The 16,545-nt window shown below is 52.3% G+C and carries 13 protein-coding genes and 2 pseudogenes; 4 read left to right on the top strand and 11 right to left on the bottom strand.

Annotated elements, in window-relative coordinates:
- Nucleotides 1-455 precede the first annotated feature (455 nt).
- Together KOR42_RS27690 and KOR42_RS27050 are read left to right on the top strand one after the other, a co-directional pair.
- On the top strand, nucleotides 456-590 hold the full coding sequence (locus KOR42_RS27690; RefSeq protein ID WP_261342071.1) for a hypothetical protein: 135 nt from the start codon (nucleotides 456-458) through the stop codon (nucleotides 588-590).
- A 219-nt stretch (nucleotides 591-809) separates the two neighbouring features.
- Complete coding sequence (locus KOR42_RS27050; RefSeq protein ID WP_197441532.1) at nucleotides 810-968, top strand: hypothetical protein; 159 nt, start codon at nucleotides 810-812, stop codon at nucleotides 966-968.
- A 60-nt stretch (nucleotides 969-1,028) separates the two neighbouring features.
- Here the strand turns inward: KOR42_RS27050 and KOR42_RS24040 are convergent, their stop codons facing one another.
- From KOR42_RS24040 to KOR42_RS24010, 7 genes are all read right to left on the bottom strand, one after another.
- Entirely contained in the window at nucleotides 1,029-4,304 is a 3,276-nt protein-coding gene (locus KOR42_RS24040) for a hypothetical protein (RefSeq protein ID WP_146512381.1), read from the bottom strand.
- Nucleotides 4,305-4,423: 119 nt separating this feature from the next.
- Nucleotides 4,424-5,323, bottom strand: coding sequence for a formylglycine-generating enzyme family protein (locus KOR42_RS24035; RefSeq protein WP_146512380.1), 900 nt, complete (start codon nucleotides 5,321-5,323; stop codon nucleotides 4,424-4,426).
- Nucleotides 5,313-6,275, bottom strand: a complete 963-nt coding sequence (locus KOR42_RS24030) for a DUF1559 domain-containing protein (RefSeq protein WP_146512379.1) — start codon at nucleotides 6,273-6,275, stop codon at nucleotides 5,313-5,315. The genes KOR42_RS24035 and KOR42_RS24030 overlap by 11 nt, the downstream gene beginning before the upstream one ends.
- Before the next feature lie 55 nt (nucleotides 6,276-6,330).
- Nucleotides 6,331-7,662, bottom strand: coding sequence for a FecR domain-containing protein (locus KOR42_RS24025; protein ID WP_146512378.1), 1,332 nt, complete (start codon nucleotides 7,660-7,662; stop codon nucleotides 6,331-6,333).
- A gap of 1 nt (nucleotide 7,663) precedes the next feature.
- Nucleotides 7,664-8,206 carry a sigma-70 family RNA polymerase sigma factor gene (locus tag KOR42_RS24020; RefSeq protein ID WP_146512377.1) on the bottom strand — a complete coding sequence of 181 codons (543 nt, stop codon included), beginning with the start codon at nucleotides 8,204-8,206 and terminating at the stop codon, nucleotides 7,664-7,666.
- A gap of 165 nt (nucleotides 8,207-8,371) precedes the next feature.
- Nucleotides 8,372-10,846, bottom strand: a complete 2,475-nt coding sequence (locus tag KOR42_RS24015) for a serine hydrolase (RefSeq protein ID WP_231741104.1) — start codon at nucleotides 10,844-10,846, stop codon at nucleotides 8,372-8,374.
- Between the two features lie 281 nt (nucleotides 10,847-11,127).
- Nucleotides 11,128-12,483 carry a hypothetical protein gene (locus KOR42_RS24010; RefSeq protein WP_146512375.1) on the bottom strand — a complete coding sequence of 452 codons (1,356 nt, stop codon included), beginning with the start codon at nucleotides 12,481-12,483 and terminating at the stop codon, nucleotides 11,128-11,130.
- Nucleotides 12,484-13,150: 667 nt separating this feature from the next.
- Between KOR42_RS24010 and KOR42_RS24005 the strand changes: the two are divergent.
- A pseudogene (locus tag KOR42_RS24005) lies at nucleotides 13,151-13,696 on the top strand (IS630 family transposase); the annotation flags it as partial.
- Nucleotides 13,697-13,764: 68 nt separating this feature from the next.
- Nucleotides 13,765-14,442 (top strand): P-loop ATPase, Sll1717 family, encoded by a 678-nt coding sequence (locus KOR42_RS24000; RefSeq protein ID WP_390620923.1) that lies wholly within the window; start codon nucleotides 13,765-13,767, stop codon nucleotides 14,440-14,442.
- A 54-nt stretch (nucleotides 14,443-14,496) separates the two neighbouring features.
- On the opposite strand, the gene KOR42_RS23995 is transcribed toward KOR42_RS24000, so the two are convergent.
- The 4 genes and pseudogenes from KOR42_RS23995 to KOR42_RS23980 all read right to left on the bottom strand — a co-directional run bounded on the left by KOR42_RS23995 (nucleotide 14,497) and on the right by KOR42_RS23980 (nucleotide 16,318).
- A complete protein-coding gene (locus tag KOR42_RS23995) occupies nucleotides 14,497-14,775 on the bottom strand; it encodes a transposase (protein ID WP_261342072.1) in 279 nt (92 codons plus the stop codon).
- Between the two features lie 21 nt (nucleotides 14,776-14,796).
- Nucleotides 14,797-15,342: an IS5 family transposase gene (locus KOR42_RS23990; protein WP_197441529.1), complete on the bottom strand. Its 546-nt coding sequence runs from the start codon at nucleotides 15,340-15,342 to the stop codon at nucleotides 14,797-14,799.
- A gap of 92 nt (nucleotides 15,343-15,434) precedes the next feature.
- Nucleotides 15,435-15,584 (bottom strand): annotated as a pseudogene (locus KOR42_RS27985) (VOC family protein); the annotation flags it as partial.
- 47 nt (nucleotides 15,585-15,631) lie between these two features.
- Nucleotides 15,632-16,318, bottom strand: a complete 687-nt coding sequence (locus tag KOR42_RS23980; RefSeq protein WP_146512369.1) for a DUF899 family protein — start codon at nucleotides 16,316-16,318, stop codon at nucleotides 15,632-15,634.
- Nucleotides 16,319-16,545: the final 227 nt, after the last annotated feature.

Below are 16,545 nucleotides of genomic sequence, written 5' to 3'. Positions count from 1 at the left end.
CAGCTTCTGCAACACCTCAGCCAGCGACTTTCCTGCCGCCAACATCGCTTGCCCCTCCTGCAACAGCTTCACAATCTGCTCAGGCTTACGTCGTCGTCGCTTCGTCATCAAAGTCTCCTCGAACCAAAATCGGTCGGTTGACTCTCATAACATCTGGATCAGAAAATGGGGAGCACGCCAATCCGTCCGCGGAAAGTTGTGAACCGGAACCTTCGTTCGTGAGGGAATCCCATGCGAAATGGATGTGATGCCGACACGCGGATTGACTGGAAATAGCCTTGAACTGTGCCGCGAGCATTTCTGCACTTGGAAAAACGATCTCTGGCCGCCTGCATCTCTGACCTGAGAGTCTTCGCCCGCTTGTTGAGATCGACCGGTTCGTTGCTCGTCGAGGCTGATCGCCAGATTGGGGGGGGAAAATCGATATTGAAACAGGTCAGGTCGAGTCGAAGGACTTGTCCAACCCCGAAGTCGATGACATTCTCGATGATCTGGCGGAACTCGTGATGAGTACGAAAGGTGAAGTCGTCGTTGTGCCAGCAGAGCAGATGCCGTCCAGCACAGGAGTTGCAGCAACGTACCGCTATTAATCCGCCCGTACAGTTGTGTCGTACCGTGAAGACGCCTCGCAAACGCTATTGGATACTCAACGAATTGAAAGCTTTCTCAAATTCATTTTGAGGGTATCCAGCTTCCGTCCAGGGAGAGAGGACGATGAACTGTCGGAGTGACTCAATCGCTCCGTTCGTCATTGGGCAGCGCCTCTGTTCGATATCAAAATCAGAGCAGTTCCCAGAGTCGGAAATCTCATGCGGCAATGTATCGACTGGCAGGCGCGAGTCGTCGCCAACTTCGCCTGTCGCCACGTGCTTCCAGGCCGAAGTGGTGAGCGGTTGAACCGGATACAAAACACCCTCTCCGCGGACTTTCTGATGCTGGTTGCAGGCGAAGGCATTGCCATCGGCTGAACTTGGTTTACGAAGATCACAGGACTGAGAGGCTGTCTTATGACGAGATCGAATGTGCTCTCACTTTCGTAGTTCTTTCTTATGAGATTTGGTTGGTTTCATTCGAATCAGTTTGATGTGGAACGGTTCGGGAAACTCAAAAGTCAGATGCAACGTATCATCATCGACAAGCTGATAGTGAATGTTGAGAGTGCCCTGCTGGCCTTCTCCAGTCGCGTAGACAACTTGCAATACGGCATTTCCGTCGCTTTCGAACTTCCATGTGCCAAGCGTTGAGGAGCCTGTTGCATCCGCACTGACATCAAAAACGTCGCCGGACTGCCCATTGACAGCCATCAAACCCACTGATTGCTTTTTTGGCTCAAACGATCGCGTTTCGATGACCCGCCCTTCGATCTTCCAACTGTAAATCATCTTCAGTTTTTCACCGCCCGTGTCTGGGTCGCCCCAAACGCCCAGCAGCCTGTCCCATCCATTACGATTGAGGATGTCGCTGAGGACTTTTGAATCTGGATTGACGGACTTCGGTTCTTCGACTGAAACTTGCACAATGAAGTCATTGCTGAGCTTTCCATCCGGATTCTGCAATTGCATGAGTTGCATCCCGGGATCGGGAAGTGATTCGAGTGCTATCCTCACGCGCTCGTCCTTAAGGAGTTCGACGTCACCCCGCACGCGGCGACCATTCAGGAACACATGAGCATCTTGATCGAGATGCCGTCCGCTGACGATCATCTCAGTTTTGCCAGGATAAAGTTTGGGAAATTTTTGTGGTCCTCTTTGCTTTTCGATCGGGCCGAGTGTCCAGATCGCTGGTTGGGGATGAGCAGAATCGGACCTCTCACCATGGTAGCCTGTGAGAGTCACGATGAGTTCGCCAGAGTCTGCCATCTCGATCAATTCTTCACGCGAAAATGCCTTCCCGTCGAGATGGACAGGGACATAGTGTTTGCCATTTGCTGCCGATTGATACCGGAGTGACAACTCTTCCGACCCCCGATCTGTCAACAGGAGACCGTGACCCTCGAGGATGATCGCCTCCTCTGCCGCTGAAGATTCAAGAGCGATAAGGAGATCGTGCATCTGTTCGTCTTGTGCAGATCGCTCATTCAGAGTCAGTTGACGAGCAAATGCCCCCGAATACCCGGTACTGCCTTCAAGAACCATGTCCCAGACGGGGTTGAACCGTTCCCGGCCTCCCCAGGAAAAACGCCACATTTCTTTCTCTGGAATGCCTTGCTGAGCGATCCGCTCGTAGAAGTCAAACTCGAGAATATTCAGTCGCCCCTGCGGCAAGATGAGAAATCGGTCGTAAGCACCTCGCCAGGTTGGGGCGTCCATTCCGGTTCCAGGGGTGTTCGTGCTCACGAGAAACGGCATACGATGGCAATTCCCACAAACATTCGCTTGTGGCTTTGTCGGGTCCAAGTCGCCGTCGATATGGAAGAGTTGGAAACCCCGTTTTGCGCGATCTGTAACAACGTTGTCATAGGGGCGTTTCTGCGACGGTGGATAAGGGACACTCAACAGGAACTCGGACATCTCGTCACGCTGAGCAGCTGAGAGAAGTCCAGCTTTGCCTTCGTTGTTGATCGTTTCGTCCCCGACCACGGCCATCGTCCCAGCGAGCGCTCCATCGATGAGGTGACGCGCAGCACTGATTACGTCTCCGTGAATCGATGTCGGTTCGTCAGATCCATGAATATTCGCACTGTTGTTTCCGCCATAGGGATCACCGGGGATGCCGTCCCAGTGAAATGGCTCGGTATCTCTCAACCCGCGGATGGGCATTGTCGACCGTGGCATGATCTGGTCTCCGCCAGTGACGATCGGAGTTTTCAAGACCCACAAGAGTTGATCTGTATGACCATCGGGATGGCAGCTCGCGCAAGAATAGGTTTCGGTCATCGAAGCGGATGCTGTTTCAAACGCAATGCGTCCACGTCTGACCGCAGGCGGTGTGGGATCTGCGAGTTCGATTGTCTGAACGACGGTGGGGGTTGTGGGATTGTTCAAGTCGATGAGTGAAACGGTGTTCGCAACTGCGTTCAACACCCATGCCTGCGAGAGTGACCCATCTGCAGTCGCGTCCAAAGCGATTCCTCTCGGAACCGCATCGACTGCAACGCGTCCCATCACTTTGCCACTCTTCGCGTCGATTGTGACCACCTTGTCTGATGCTGCTGCCGTCACCACGAGCGTTGAATCATCTCCGCTGATCTCTATGGCATATGGTGTTGCAAGTGCCTCGCCTGGGCTTGGATGTTCAGGTGGTAATGGCTCAAGATCGATGATCTCTTTTCTCGAAGCTCCCTTGTCAGTGAACTGAACTTGCGTGATCTGATTCAGAAAGGCTCGATTATCGAGTTCCTTGAGACTGTGCTTTTTCGTTCCAGCTCGACCGTTGATGTGATTTCGAGCATCGGTCTGAGCAATGAAAACGCGACCGCTCGAATCGACGGTCAATCCGTATAACAGCGTGCCGAGCGTATCCACGGAATCAATGAGTTCGTCAGTTTTTGTATCAAAGACAAACAGGTCGCGGTCCGGGACATCAGGATGCTTGACGATATCAACGACATGTCCGAGCGAGAGCACGTTGTTGTGGAGGATTGAATGTTCCCAGGCATCGAATGTCACCAGGTCTCCATCGATATTCTCCTTGCTGCCGCCTGAGAGCTGAGTCTTGTTATTCGACTCAAACGGGATGACATAGAGTCGCCCGTTACGAACAGAGATCGCTCTTGGATCTTGAGCGGCGATCGCGAGTCGCTTCGTAATTCTACGTTGTTTGACATCCACGACGGCAATTTGATTCTCCGAAGAAAGTGCGACGTATGCTTTTTCGTTTGTGGCAAACGCGATCCCCATCGGTTCATCGAATGTCGTGGCTCTCGTTTTAGGATCGAACTGCTGAATTGTCGCAATGACATGGAGAAACGTGGGACTGTCATGGTCACTGTCGATCACACTGACAGAGTCCGAAACGTGGTTCGCGATCCAAACTTCTTTTCCGTCGGGGCGAACACCAATGCTGACCGGATCAATGCCGACCGGAATCCGACGAACAATCGACTTTGACTGTGAGTCAATCACATCCACTGTGTCGGAAGGTGTATTGACCACATAAACAAGACCATTCCTCACAGCGATGGGCGACGTGTGAGGGCTCACAAATGATGAGTGCCCACTCTCTCTCAGCCGATCGGGTGCGGCATCGCTTTTCGGGTTGCTGGCCGTCTCTCGCTTTTGAGTCTCTTTCGAGTTGGCCGGTGGACCAAGAAGGCTCGCTGCAAGGAGGACTGCGGCGAGAAATGTGACGAATAGCTTCATCATGATAGCATCTCCTGAAACTCGCGATCGGTTTCCTGAATCGTTCAACGAATTGTCAAACCGGTTCACATTGAGGTGTTTTTCCCGGGGACGGATTCCACTACTGCGCATTGGTTCAATCGTTAAGGGATCTCTTTGACGACCCGAAATCCTGCCATAAAATCGGGCTTGTAGTCGACACGTCCATAACTATTGCGAGTCGCCGAACGAAGATTGATTGCACTGTCGGCGAAACCCCCACCTCGCCAGACGCGGGCCCAGCCCTTAACTGGCCCTTTTGGATCGATGACAGGTTCGCCTTTAGCCTCGTCAACACGTTCGCCATACCGTTCGTGGTAGTCAGTACACCATTCCCACACATTGCCATGCATGTCGTACAAGCTCCAGGCATTTGGCTTCTTTTGCCCTACCGCATGTGCGTACCGTTCACTTGCCTGATATGCGTTTTGATCAAACCACGCATGTTCACCAATTGCCTGCCAGTCTTCACCGAAAGAGAACGAAGAACTCGTGCCCGCTCGACAGGCGTACTCCCATTCTGCCTCAGAAGGAAGTCGATAGATGGCATTTTCTCGCTCACTGAGTTTCTCGCAGAAACGCTTCGCCCGATCCCAGGTGATGTAACTCGCTGCAATGTTGGCGTTCTCTGTTGTCAGCGGTTGGTTCTCCCAGGGCGACTCGTTCATCACGTGCTCGTACTGACTTTGAGTGACTTCGCAGATTCCGATGAAGTACGGCTTGGTGATCTGGACTTGATGCTGTGGGAACTCGGACTTGTCTCCCAAACTCTTAGCCTTCTTCTTATTCTCTTTGGGCTTTGATTCAGAAGTGCCCATCAGGAACCGACCCTGCGGAATCGGAACGAGCGTCATCCCGATGGAATTCACGAACGGTTCGCCGATTGCAAGTTGCTCCGGCGCCATCTGACTCTTGACGACGGAAAGTTCTGGCAAACGTGCGCCGCAGCCGAAAGAGTCAAGACATAGCAGCAACAGGAGTGGGTTTAGGGATTTAGAATTCACTGATGATCTCTCCACCTCCGCGAGTATGAAGTCGTTGCCACACGCCACGTTTACTTGGGGGACCACAATCAGTTTCCCCCCATGTATAATCAATATTCTCACTGACGAATCGAGCGGATCCGTCGATAAGCAAAACTTGTACACCTCCTGTGTGCAAGCTACGAGACGTCATTTGTCCCGTCGAGTTATTATCGAAGCATCCCATTGGCGGATTGCCCATTGATCCTGAGACAGCACAGTTCTCCATGTCATCAGAATGGGGCTTCCAACTGTTTGGAGGACTCGCATCGTTGAACATGGCGGCGGTTCCAGATCCCAACCCCGGCATCGCCCAACTTCCTCGCAGGTCCTGTGCATTCAGTCCACTTCGCAGTTCATCGACTGCGATCGTATTCGATGTGCCATCGGTGATATCACGAAAGCGGACCACTGTGTTTGCTCCCCCTACACCTCCATCACCAGTGTTCGTTTCGCCAACACCGTGTGCACAAGGAGAGACATTCATCCCATAGTTGCCACGCGCCCAACCTCCACCTGCATAGCTACAATGTGGGCCATCGCTTTGCGGATCAGTCGGGCATTTGTAGATGCTTAACGACTGAGAGCGTTCCTCATTCTGATTAGCCGGGATGTCGAAATCCCAATTGTTGTAGATTGGAGACTGATCCACGTACGGTAACAGGAAGACCAGCCAATTCGCCCCTTTGTCCGCATCCGCAATTCGTGAAGAGTTACCGGTTCGGTGAATAAAGAACGGTGGAAAGCAATTGCTGACGTCGTGATAGTTGTTCAGCGCGAGCCCAATCTGTTTCAGATTGCTCTTGCACTGAGTTCTGCGAGCAGCTTCCCGAGCCTGTTGCACAGCAGGCAACAGCAGTGCGATCAGAATCGCGATGATCGCGATGACTACGAGTAGCTCGATGAGCGTGAATCCTTTTCGCCAAGAAGACATGTTTTCTCCAAACATCAGAGGTGGGAAATTCAAAGGAGGGAAACTTGGGGACAGATCAGGGGTTGATTTCAACAGACGTGATCGCCAAGCCGACTTGATCGAACAACGTATGACACCACACTGACTCGACAATCAACTTTCCTGGACCAACAGGAAGCTTCTCTTTCATGAATTCGAGTGACGGGTCGAGTTCATAGTCATCGAGATTGAGCATCACTTCGAATTCACCACCAGAGAAGTTTTCGGCGGAAAGAACTCTCTGAAAACGCCCCGCAAAGTCTCCATTGGTTTCTCGTAAGGTCAGTCCGAAGAAAACATGATTGGGACGATCGAGTCGGCCGCGAACACGCAATTGGGCATGCGGAGGGAGCACCACTGGCGGGTTGTCACCCGTCGAGACTCCGATGCCTGCTGTGTAGATTGTCATGTTGTGACCTGTTTCCCTGTCGACTGTGTAGGGGATCGCCCAGAGCGTCGCGGGTTCTTCTTCTGTCCCAGCGAACCACTTGCCGTAAGTTGCGACTGGCCCTTGATAGAGTTGACTCGCCCAGCGATCGACTGAATCAGGAAGTCTTTCCGGCTTGAGTTCTCGTTCGACCGTGGCCACGACGCGATGATTGGCGGGAACTTCAACCGTTTTCCCGTCACTGCGACGAATCGCTCGGACGGTCCCTTCAGAGACGGTCAAGGTGGAAGAAGAGAGATCCGCGTCGACGTTGAGACGTGTTCCCAAGACTTCAAAAAGTGCCGATCGAGTATGAACCAACATTGGTTTTCCGGGACTCTGTTTCGTGACATTTGCAGAGAAGCTGCCACTCTTGAGGTGCAATTCTTTTTGACCGTTGTCGGCGTAGGTCAGCATTGAGTGTCCGGAAATCGAAATGGTCGAGCCATCATCAAACGTCAACTCGAACCACGACTCCGGAGTCATTCCTTCGATTGTTCCGCCTGTTAATTCGTCTCCGACATTAACATCGCGCGAAACTCGCCCTCCATCACCAGTCAACTGGAGCGAGCCACTCAATCCGGTGATCTTCGCGCCCCGCTGTTTCTGCGGTGGTTGCAACAACGTGCTGAATGAAACGGCGATCACCAAACACGCCAATAGCAGTGCGAGCAACGCGTGAAACTTCGATCGCTGTGGCTGAGAGGGTTGCGGGGCTTCCAGTCTCTCAGTGAAAATTGCTGTGGAATCGCTCATGTCACGTAAAATGGCTAAGTCATCGAGAGTCGAATGCAGATTCATCTCGGAAAGGAACCGATCTCGTGCGACCTGATCGGACTTCAGCAACGCCTCGAGTTCTGTGAGCTGTTCGGAACTGATCGTTCCATAGGCGTAATGCTGGATGAGCGTCTCCAGATGCTGTCGCGAATCGAACTCACTCATCTCACTTCTCCAGTTCTGCCAGTTGTCGGCTCACACATTGCCTGAGACCATCCCTGAGCACGACAACCTTGCTGTACAGGCGGCGGACTTCTTGTCCAAGCTCTTCAGCAACCTTCGCAATTGAATCGCCAGGTGTATGCACCGAGAGCAGGAGTCGACGTTCGGGCGGCGGCAGTTTCCCAAGACATTGTTCAACGGCCTGGCGTTCGGCTTCAGCGACCGGCAACCTTGTTTCTGCGTCACTCGCGAGCAGTTTCAAGACGCCTTCGCTGAGGACCAGTCGGTCACGAGCACAGTTGCGGCGATGGCGCAGCACTTCGAATCGGGCGATCACACACGCCCAGCGGACAAACTCCTCCGGACTCCCTGCTGGTTCGAAGGTCCCAAATTTTTTCCAGCAGACCAAGCCGACCTCCTGCATCACATCGTCTGCATCATTGGAGGTCGGAAGGAGTGATCGAATGTAGCTGCGTATTGATCGTTCGTGCCTCGCGAATAGCGAGACAAACCGGTCATACAGAACATCTTTTGCGTGATCATCCATCGACAGTTCTCCCGTTCCTCTTATAGACACTTCCGGTCGAGACCGAATTCCCGAGAAATCTGGAGTACTTTCTTCAATGATGCCGTGGAAATCGCGTTCCGGAGTTTCCCACACAATGACGGCAGCAGCGAGTCGGCGATGAATTCGACGGAGAGTTTCGACAAATCACTGAGACGTTGTCGTGCTGTCTCGCGGCGAGACATCCGAAAACGACCAGAACGCAATCGTGTTGGCATTCTTAATCAAGACTCCGTCCGAGAGGAGGGCAGGTGCTGCCCAGGTTTCCGACTGAGAGACGTTCCACGAGCGAACCGGTCGGTATTCTTCTCCTGTCGCTTCGATGAGTCTCAGTTCACCTGTATTCACCAACGCGATGACATGTTCGGGAATCGAAAGAAATGCAACGTTCTCTCCCGTTCGGCCGGGACTCGTCCACAAGATCTCGCCGGTCTCCGGATCCAAACAGAATAATTGCCCCTGTTTGTAGTGCGAAAAACCAAAAAGCAAGCCGTCATTGATCACGGCTGAACTCATGTCGAGTGCGACCGCCTTCTGGTGCCACTCGCTGTGTACTGACCATTGGCCGTTCTTGGTTCTTTCCGGTTTGAGGCTGTGAATCCCGCGGTTCTCACCCCCGAGGATGAATCGCCCGTTCTCAAAAACTGGCGTCGGCATATTCTGATCGCTGCCCACATGAGGAAACGGAAACTCCCACAAATGTTGGCCCGTTGCTACGTCGATGCCCACGAGAGCACGATGATTCCACTCCACCAGTTGCTCAACACCCTGCAATTCGACCAGTAGTGGAGACGAATATGAGGTCCCGTCACTTCCATACGTCCAAATGTTCTCCCCTTGATCGAGACTGATGGCGTAGAGCGAACCCCTCTCGTCGTTCCCAAAATGGACAAACAGGGCATTCTCGTCTGCAATCGGCGATGTTGAAACTCCCCAATACGGTTGATTGGTGCCGAAAACTTCAGACTCGTCTCGTTGCCAAATCAGGTCGCCATTCTCAGCATCCCATGCACTCAAGACACCCGTAATACCGAGCGTGAAGACCTTCTCGTCCATGTAGAATGGATTTGACTTGGGACCCTTCCCGTGCTTCTGCGCGCCCCCGCCAATAGTAAAGGGTGTTGGAATGGACCTTCTCCAGAGCGGTTTCCCGGTCTGACGATTCAGACACCACAAAACTTCATCCTCTCCTTGCCGAGCATGCTGATAAATACGGTCGTTCACCACGAGTGGCGTGCCGTATCCGGTGCCGACTTCAACGGACCACGACTGAGAGAGCTGATCGGGCCAATCTTCAGGTGCTTTAAAACCACTGACCCAGCCATCGCGATTCGGCCCTAACCATCCCGGCCACATCTGCATGGACGACACACGATCTTGCTGTTCGTCGAGATTGACTCCTTTGTAGATGATGTCAAAGGCTTGATTGGCGAGTTGGTGTGATGAAGGAATATGCTGACGAATGAAAATCTGATAGAGATTCATTTCTGGAACCACCCGAAAGTCGGTGCTCGCGTACCCTCCCCATGAGTACTGCTTCACAGAATGTTGACTGACGCCGGTCCCGACGACAATGTCGTTAATCGCGAACCCAAGTCCGAAACGAAAATCACCTGCCGCCCCTTCGAGCTGATCGGTAAACATTAATTGCTGTGTTTCTTCCTTTAGGATGCGAACGCCATCCCGTTGTCCACCATTCACAAGCATGTCACAGAATTTCGCATAGTCGCTCGCGGTTGAAACAAGACCACCTCCTCCGGACAAGAATGCGAACTCTTCGAGGTATGGACTGGTCACTGCCTTGTCCGCAATTGCCAACTTGTCGGCGACATGCGTGTGGCAAGATGCAAATCGGTTCTGCTTCTCAGGCGAAACTGAAAAACTTGTGTCACGCATTTCAAGTGGATCGAAAATCGATTCCTGCAGCTGCTCTGCCAGAGTTTTTCCTGACCAGACTTCGATTAACCGTCCGAGGAGATCGGTGCTGAAACCGTACGTAAATCTCTCTCCCGGGTGATGATGAGCTGGGATGCGACTAAGTGCTTCCGCAGCCTCTTCAATCGACATGTCGGGCGGAAACATGCCTTGCGGTTCTCGATATTTCATTTCCGATTCACTGTAAGCTTTTTCCAGCTCTCGGTTTCCATTCCCACTGTATGCATAGCCGGTTGTATGGCGAAACACATCTCGAACTCTCATTGGACGTGTGGGCGGGACCGGACTCTTCTCTGTGGTTGACCAGACCATTGCGTTCGTGAAAGAGGGGATAAACTTCAATACAGGATCATCAAGATCAAATTTGTCCTGCTCGTACAAGACCATCGCTGCCACCGACGTAATCGGTTTGGACATCGAATAAATTCGCACGAGAGTGTCAGTGTCCATTGGCTGCCCACTTTCAATATCTCGAACTCCTGCCTCGTTCAGAAAAATGATCTCTCCGTTCCGAGAAACAATGTGAACTGCGCCAGCGATTTGACCGGACTCGATGGCGTTGTTCACAATTTCGGATGCCCGAGACTCTGATTGCTGCGAGATCTCCTGTGACCATGTAGCAGAGCAAGTCAATCCGATCCAGAACAATGTGCAAAAAGAAATCGAGTTCAAAGTCGTTGACGACATAGCAGTTGTTTCCTGGGGAGTTTTCAGATGACTTCGTTTGGCTGCTCGCGACCCAGTGAAACGGAGTCCGAATGTGAATGACGAATCGTGGCCAAGGTGGTGCAAACGAGAAGAACAACGCGTTCGCCCCATCCTGAATGGAAGCACGCAAAGCATGGCAGGTTGTAACTCATCACTTGATGAGTGCTTGTCGAATTGTGTCATGTCGTCCGACCGTCATGAGACATTGTTTGTCCATCGCGTTTTGTCGACTCCCAAACTGGAAGACTTACGTCTGAGTTTCACTCGAAAGATGCATGAATCGCAAGGCTCGGCGCGATTTGTGTCAGTTGCAAGAGTGTTGACTGGGGCACGCTGGACTTAATCAGGCGAAGGGAATTCAGATGATCGAATAATTCCGGATCATCGAGATCCATTTGGTCGACGGAACAGTCAACCAGTATGAGATCAGACACCTCATGACTGCAGAGAACACATTGAAGTAACTTCTCATCAACATGCCATCCGCACAGCGCGAGAGTTCTGAGTTGGTCAGCAGCGAGCTTCCGAATTGCCGCCTCCGTCACTCCTGGGCCCAGGCTCAAGAATCTGAGCGACATCGGTTGGAGTTGTTCAAACATCGCATCAGAAAAGGAAAGGGAATTTGCAAACAGGAACTGAAGTCCGGGGAGTTCCGGAAGGACAAGCTCATGTGACCTGCGAGAGTAAACGTCGTCCAGATTCAGGACAATGAGCTGAGAAAGACGCTGCAGGTGTTTCAGCCCTGCCGGAGAGACACGTGATTGTTTCAGGCTGAGAGTCTTCAGGCTTTTTATCGCTCCGATTGAAGCCAGAAGAGGCTTACTGATGTGGCAACGATTCAACGCTAAATGCTCCAGTCGGGAGACGTCGACAGTTCGGAAAACCTCCTCATCGATCTTCCGGTTCTCGATCGTTATCCCGACAAGACCCAAACTGTCATCGAGATCCATCTTGGCATCCACTTCGACAAGGGCGGAGAATTCTTTGAAATCCGCAGGATCAACATTGATCTCCACGTCGGGATGACGAGATCGAACTCTCTGAAAGTCATTCTTGGACAGAGAAAGACCCTGGAAATTCAAGAAGCTGATCTTCGGCGCTGACGCCAGGTATTCCAGGGATTCAAGCGACAGGTTGTCGCAGGATTCTACTGTGACCTGTTTGAGGTTCGAAAAGTTAATCTCTCTCAGTTGAGAGTCGGTTACAGCGACTTTTTTGAGCGACAATGATTCGAGGTGTAACTGGGAAAGAAGTCGTTCGAATTCCTGTGCCGAATCGAAGCTCCCTGCGTCGACTTCCAACCGTTTCAGGTCCAGAGACTCCGCCAGGATCCTCAAGCTGTTCGTTTGAACGTTGCAATCCCGAAGTGAGAGTGCTCCAATCGTTTTTCTGGACACAAGTTCACTGACCAACGCTTCATCGATTTGGCAATTCTTGAACTCGACACTGACCAGATTCTGAGGATTCACGCCGACGTGGAGCTTGGCGCATCCACAGAACACTAGCTGATCGAGTGTCGGCGTTGGACTTGAGCTGAATTGCAATGCAGCGCCCGAAAGCGCGACTCCAAAGCCGAGAAGAACACAATTCACTACTCCTCGTTTCACTCGATCCATGCCGAAATCTCCTGCTTGAGTATGTGATCAGAAGCTCACTTGGCGTCAGGAGATTTCCTGGTCCAATGCAGTATTCGCTCTATGCGAACTCCGTTTCTCATCTACTTCCGCCCAATCGCAATCTCCGAATAAAAATTTCAGGTTTTTGAAATTCGACTGGGCGATCTACCAGTGCATAGCAACTTCGAATGTGGTTGGATGGTAGAAATCGGTTCGCCTCACAGTCGGCAAGCGACAGGAACGTCCTGGACGACAATGGGAGGGCAACTCCAGCGATTTTCGACTTTGCAGTGGACCCCTGTCGAAATTACTGGCGATTGGATCACTGATATGTTCGATGGTCTATGAAAAACAGAAAAATCAACGTGAGGAAAGATTCGCATTCGATCCCGCAACTTCATATTGAAAAACTCATCGTCCACGCCGAGAGCATTGTTCAACAGACCTTCATGTTGGCGATTCAATAGCGGTGATCCCGCGAAGAAAGGTTGGGCCAACTCATAGCTGTTGATCGCTTCGGAGAGTCGACCCATCGAATCCATGACAAGGCCCAAGTTATTGTTGGGGTCGGGGGAGCTGGGCAACATGCGGCGTGCATATTCGACTTTCCAGGTCGCACGATAAAACCGCTTTTGTGTTCAGCGTCGAATCGTTCGCCGATGAGCGGCTCAACGTCGATGAAAAAAGTCAGATTCAGGCACTCAACCGAACTCAAAAGAGTTTGCCGATGTTCCCCGGTCGACTGGGCACATTGACGCACGATTACCAACGCAACGGCACCACAACTCTGTTCGCAGCTCTAAATGTTACCGAGGGAACAGTGCTCGCGGACTTCAAACAACAGCATCGTCACAAGGAATGGCTGAGTTTTCTTAAGACGATTAACCAAGCACATCCCGATGTCGAGATTCACATCATCTGCGACAACTATGCCACCCATAAACACGAGAAAGTACAGCACTGGCTCAAGCGACATCGCCGGTTTCATGTGCACTTCACACCGACGAGCAGTTCGTGGCTGAACCTCGTAGAACGCTGGTTTCGCGATCTCACCGAACGCTGTATTCGTCGCGGATCATTTCGCAATGTTGCCGAACTGGAAGCAGCAATCTGGAACTACATCGATCACACCAACGACGCCCCCAAACACTTCCAATGGACCAAAGAGCCCGACGACATCCTCAACAAAGTAGCCCGAGCCAGAGCAGCACTCTTCACAAGCCTTGAACACTTTAGTCGTCCCCCCCATTTGAAAGCAGTTGTTGCTTTGCGCGAAAAAAAATATATGAGGCGCTTCCGCTCGTTGATCGTGATAAGATACACGACTGGGTATGTCCAGTTCGTTGGGACTTTACATCAGTTCAAGAGATGCTGGATCATAGAATCGCGTTCAAACTTCGTGTAAGTCAGGGAGACATTTGGGGTGGACTGCTCCCTGAAAATGCATTTCGTGAGATTTGGAACTCATCTAACGGAAGACCACGGGAAGCAATAAGGTTGGCGACACTCGCGGCGACAACGGCAGTTGAGGAAGGCCATACGAAAATCACGAGTGGGGATATAATTTCTGCAATCCGAAGGTTCTCGAACGAACGCATCCGCGAGGTCACTGGAGAATGGACGTATCAATTCCCAGGCATTGAGTTGATCGTTCGCAAAATGGAGGGTTGGCCAAAAGAATTCGCGTTTTCACAGATCGAAGAATTGGTCGAGATAACTCATTTAGAGATTCAATGCGGCGATCCCGGATCAAATCTTTACTCTTGGGTAACCGGCTTCGCAGGAAACCCGATGGGTTTTGCCCGAGTACTACTTAATGCCGAAATACTTTGGATCAAGCGAAGTAGGACAGATGATGCAACCGTGTTCGATCCATTAAGACCGGTCGAACTCACAAAGGACCGGTGGTTTGCAATTCACCCAATGTTTGCCCCAGGGCTCGGCCTGGTAGGTGCATAGTGCTGGCAAACTCAAGCAATTGGAGAATGTCTAGGCTCTGTCTGAAAACGTGAATTAGGCGCTCAGTCGCAGGTAACGTTCGATAAAGGCCATCTTGATCATGCCGCCGAAGTTGAGGGCCGTTTTCTCGAAGCGAGAGAACACGCGGCGGCATTCTTTCAACCAGCCGATCAGGCGTTCCACGATGTTCCTTTCACGGTACTTTTGCTTGTCGAACTCCACCCGCCGTTCTGTTCGATCTTCATTGGTTTTCGAGGGAATCACCGGAGTGATCTCCATTGCCAGCAACCCCTCATCGATCCACTCCGCTCGATATCCTTTGTCGCCCGCCAGCTGGGCTGGCCACTCGATCGGCTAGCCCTGGCTGTCCAGGAGTTCGTCTGCTGCGCCCTCGAGCACTGCCATCAGAGACTGTGATTCGTGGACTTGTCCCGCAGAAAGTTCGAAGTGCAAGGGATGCCCCCGGCTGTCGCACAGAAGATAGATTTTCGTAGTATAACCGCCACGAGAATGCCCTAAGGCATGGTCAGCAGGTTCCTGAGGCCCCCTTTTTTTCCGCCCCCCCCCCCCCCCAGCACAGCGGGCAGCACGAATATGGGTGCCGTCGATGCACCACAATTCGCGATCGACTTCTCCGGAGTCAATCTTTGTTGCCTGCAGACGACGCACGATTTCATCGAGCGTTCCGTCCGCATTCCAAGTCTCGAAGAGATCCCAAACCGTCTTCCAGGGACCAAACTCCTGGGGCAAGTCTCGCCACGGCGATCCGGTCCTCAGGATCCACAAGATCGCATCGACAATCTGCCGCCGATCCCGTTGCGGCCGGCCTGTTCTGGCGGGTGGGGGAAACACATCCGCGATCAACTCCCATTGCGTATCCGTCGACTGATGACGCACCACTGTTCCGACCTCCCTGGCTGAATACGTTCCTTCGAACCTCCATGTTCGCAGAACTTTGCAAACAGAAAAGCCCCTTTTCCGACAGAGCCTCGTACTTGTCCTTCTTCCGTTGACGGGTTGTCGCTTGGTGCGCGATGTGTCGCTCCAACGGAGGAATCGGGAAAGGTCTCAGCGTAAAACTTCGCAGCTTCAACAGCATCTCGTTCATACCAGAGACAAATCGTGTTTTTTGTTGGTTTCATTTACGTTCTCCACAATCATAGGTTAATAGGTTAAAGGCTACTCGCGTCTATTTCACCGGCTCGTCGGTGCGCGTCCACTGGGCAACGGGACGACCATCACGACGCCACCACGAACCAGCTTCGTCAAGTTGAATAATCTCAGACGTCTCCTCCCACGTCTCCTGACGACCATACGGTGTCAGATCGAGCAACTGCAACGAAGGCATCATGGCCTCAATTCCACGCCATTTCGTTTCGTAAGACTGAAACACTTGATCGTCAGTTTGCAGATAACAGCGGAGGTCGCCGCCGTCTCGCGTAGCAAGTGCCTCACCTGAGTGGGCAGTCGAATACCACGGCATGGTCCAACCCATGAAGTCCCGATAGGCGATGATCTCTTCGAGCGGACCGCTGCTAAAAACGGCGTAGGTCACGTCGCGTGCGGCGAGATAGGCCGACACGGCAGCAGTCATTGCCGCTTGGCTGTGCGTGCAGCCTTCACACTGCTTGTGGTGAGGTGCACCCTGTTTCCACATGAAGTGATAGACGATCAGCATCTTCCGGCCCTCGAACACTTCCTGCAACGGAACTTGCCCTTTCGGTCCCGCGACCGTCACCGGTTCCATAGGCGTCATTGGCAACCGCCGTCGCGCGGCCGCCAGCGCGTCGCTGGCATGAGTATGTTCCTTTTCGCGCTGGAGTAATTCTTCGCGTGCTGCATTCCACTCGTCTCGACTGACTACTTGATACTTCATCGTTATTGCTCCTTGTTATAATTAGTAAAGCGACACGTAATTCTACTTGGCGTGCTCCCCATTTTCTGATCCAGATGTTATGAGAGTCAACCGACCGATTTTGGTTCGAGGAGACTTTGATGACGAAGCGACGACGACGTAAGCCTGAGCAGATTGTGAAGCTGTTGCAGGAGGGGCAAGCGATGTTGGCGGCAGGAAAGTCGCTGGCTGAGGTGTTGCAGAAGCTG

Source organism: Thalassoglobus neptunius (assembly GCF_007859735.1).
Taxonomy (GTDB): Bacteria; Planctomycetota; Planctomycetia; order Planctomycetales; family Planctomycetaceae; genus Thalassoglobus; species Thalassoglobus neptunius.
Note: the sequence above shows the minus strand (reverse complement) of the source record. Positions and strands in the feature narration are given on the sequence as shown.

What these genes read in the sequence shown, in the direction of transcription:
- KOR42_RS23980 (WP_146512369.1), bottom strand. Translation starts at nt 16,318, where the DNA reads ATGAAGTATCAAGTAGTCAGTCGAGACGAGTGGAATGCAGCACGCGAA.
- KOR42_RS24020 (WP_146512377.1), bottom strand. Translation starts at nt 8,206, where the DNA reads ATGGATGATCACGCAAAAGATGTTCTGTATGACCGGTTTGTCTCGCTA.
- KOR42_RS24025 (WP_146512378.1), bottom strand. Translation starts at nt 7,662, where the DNA reads ATGAGTGAGTTCGATTCGCGACAGCATCTGGAGACGCTCATCCAGCAT.
- KOR42_RS24015 (WP_231741104.1), bottom strand. Translation starts at nt 10,846, where the DNA reads ATGTCGTCAACGACTTTGAACTCGATTTCTTTTTGCACATTGTTCTGG.
- KOR42_RS24040 (WP_146512381.1), bottom strand. Translation starts at nt 4,304, where the DNA reads ATGATGAAGCTATTCGTCACATTTCTCGCCGCAGTCCTCCTTGCAGCG.
- KOR42_RS24030 (WP_146512379.1), bottom strand. Translation starts at nt 6,275, where the DNA reads ATGTCTTCTTGGCGAAAAGGATTCACGCTCATCGAGCTACTCGTAGTC.
- KOR42_RS24010 (WP_146512375.1), bottom strand. Translation starts at nt 12,483, where the DNA reads ATGGATCGAGTGAAACGAGGAGTAGTGAATTGTGTTCTTCTCGGCTTT.
- KOR42_RS27050 (WP_197441532.1), top strand. Translation starts at nt 810, where the DNA reads ATGCGGCAATGTATCGACTGGCAGGCGCGAGTCGTCGCCAACTTCGCC.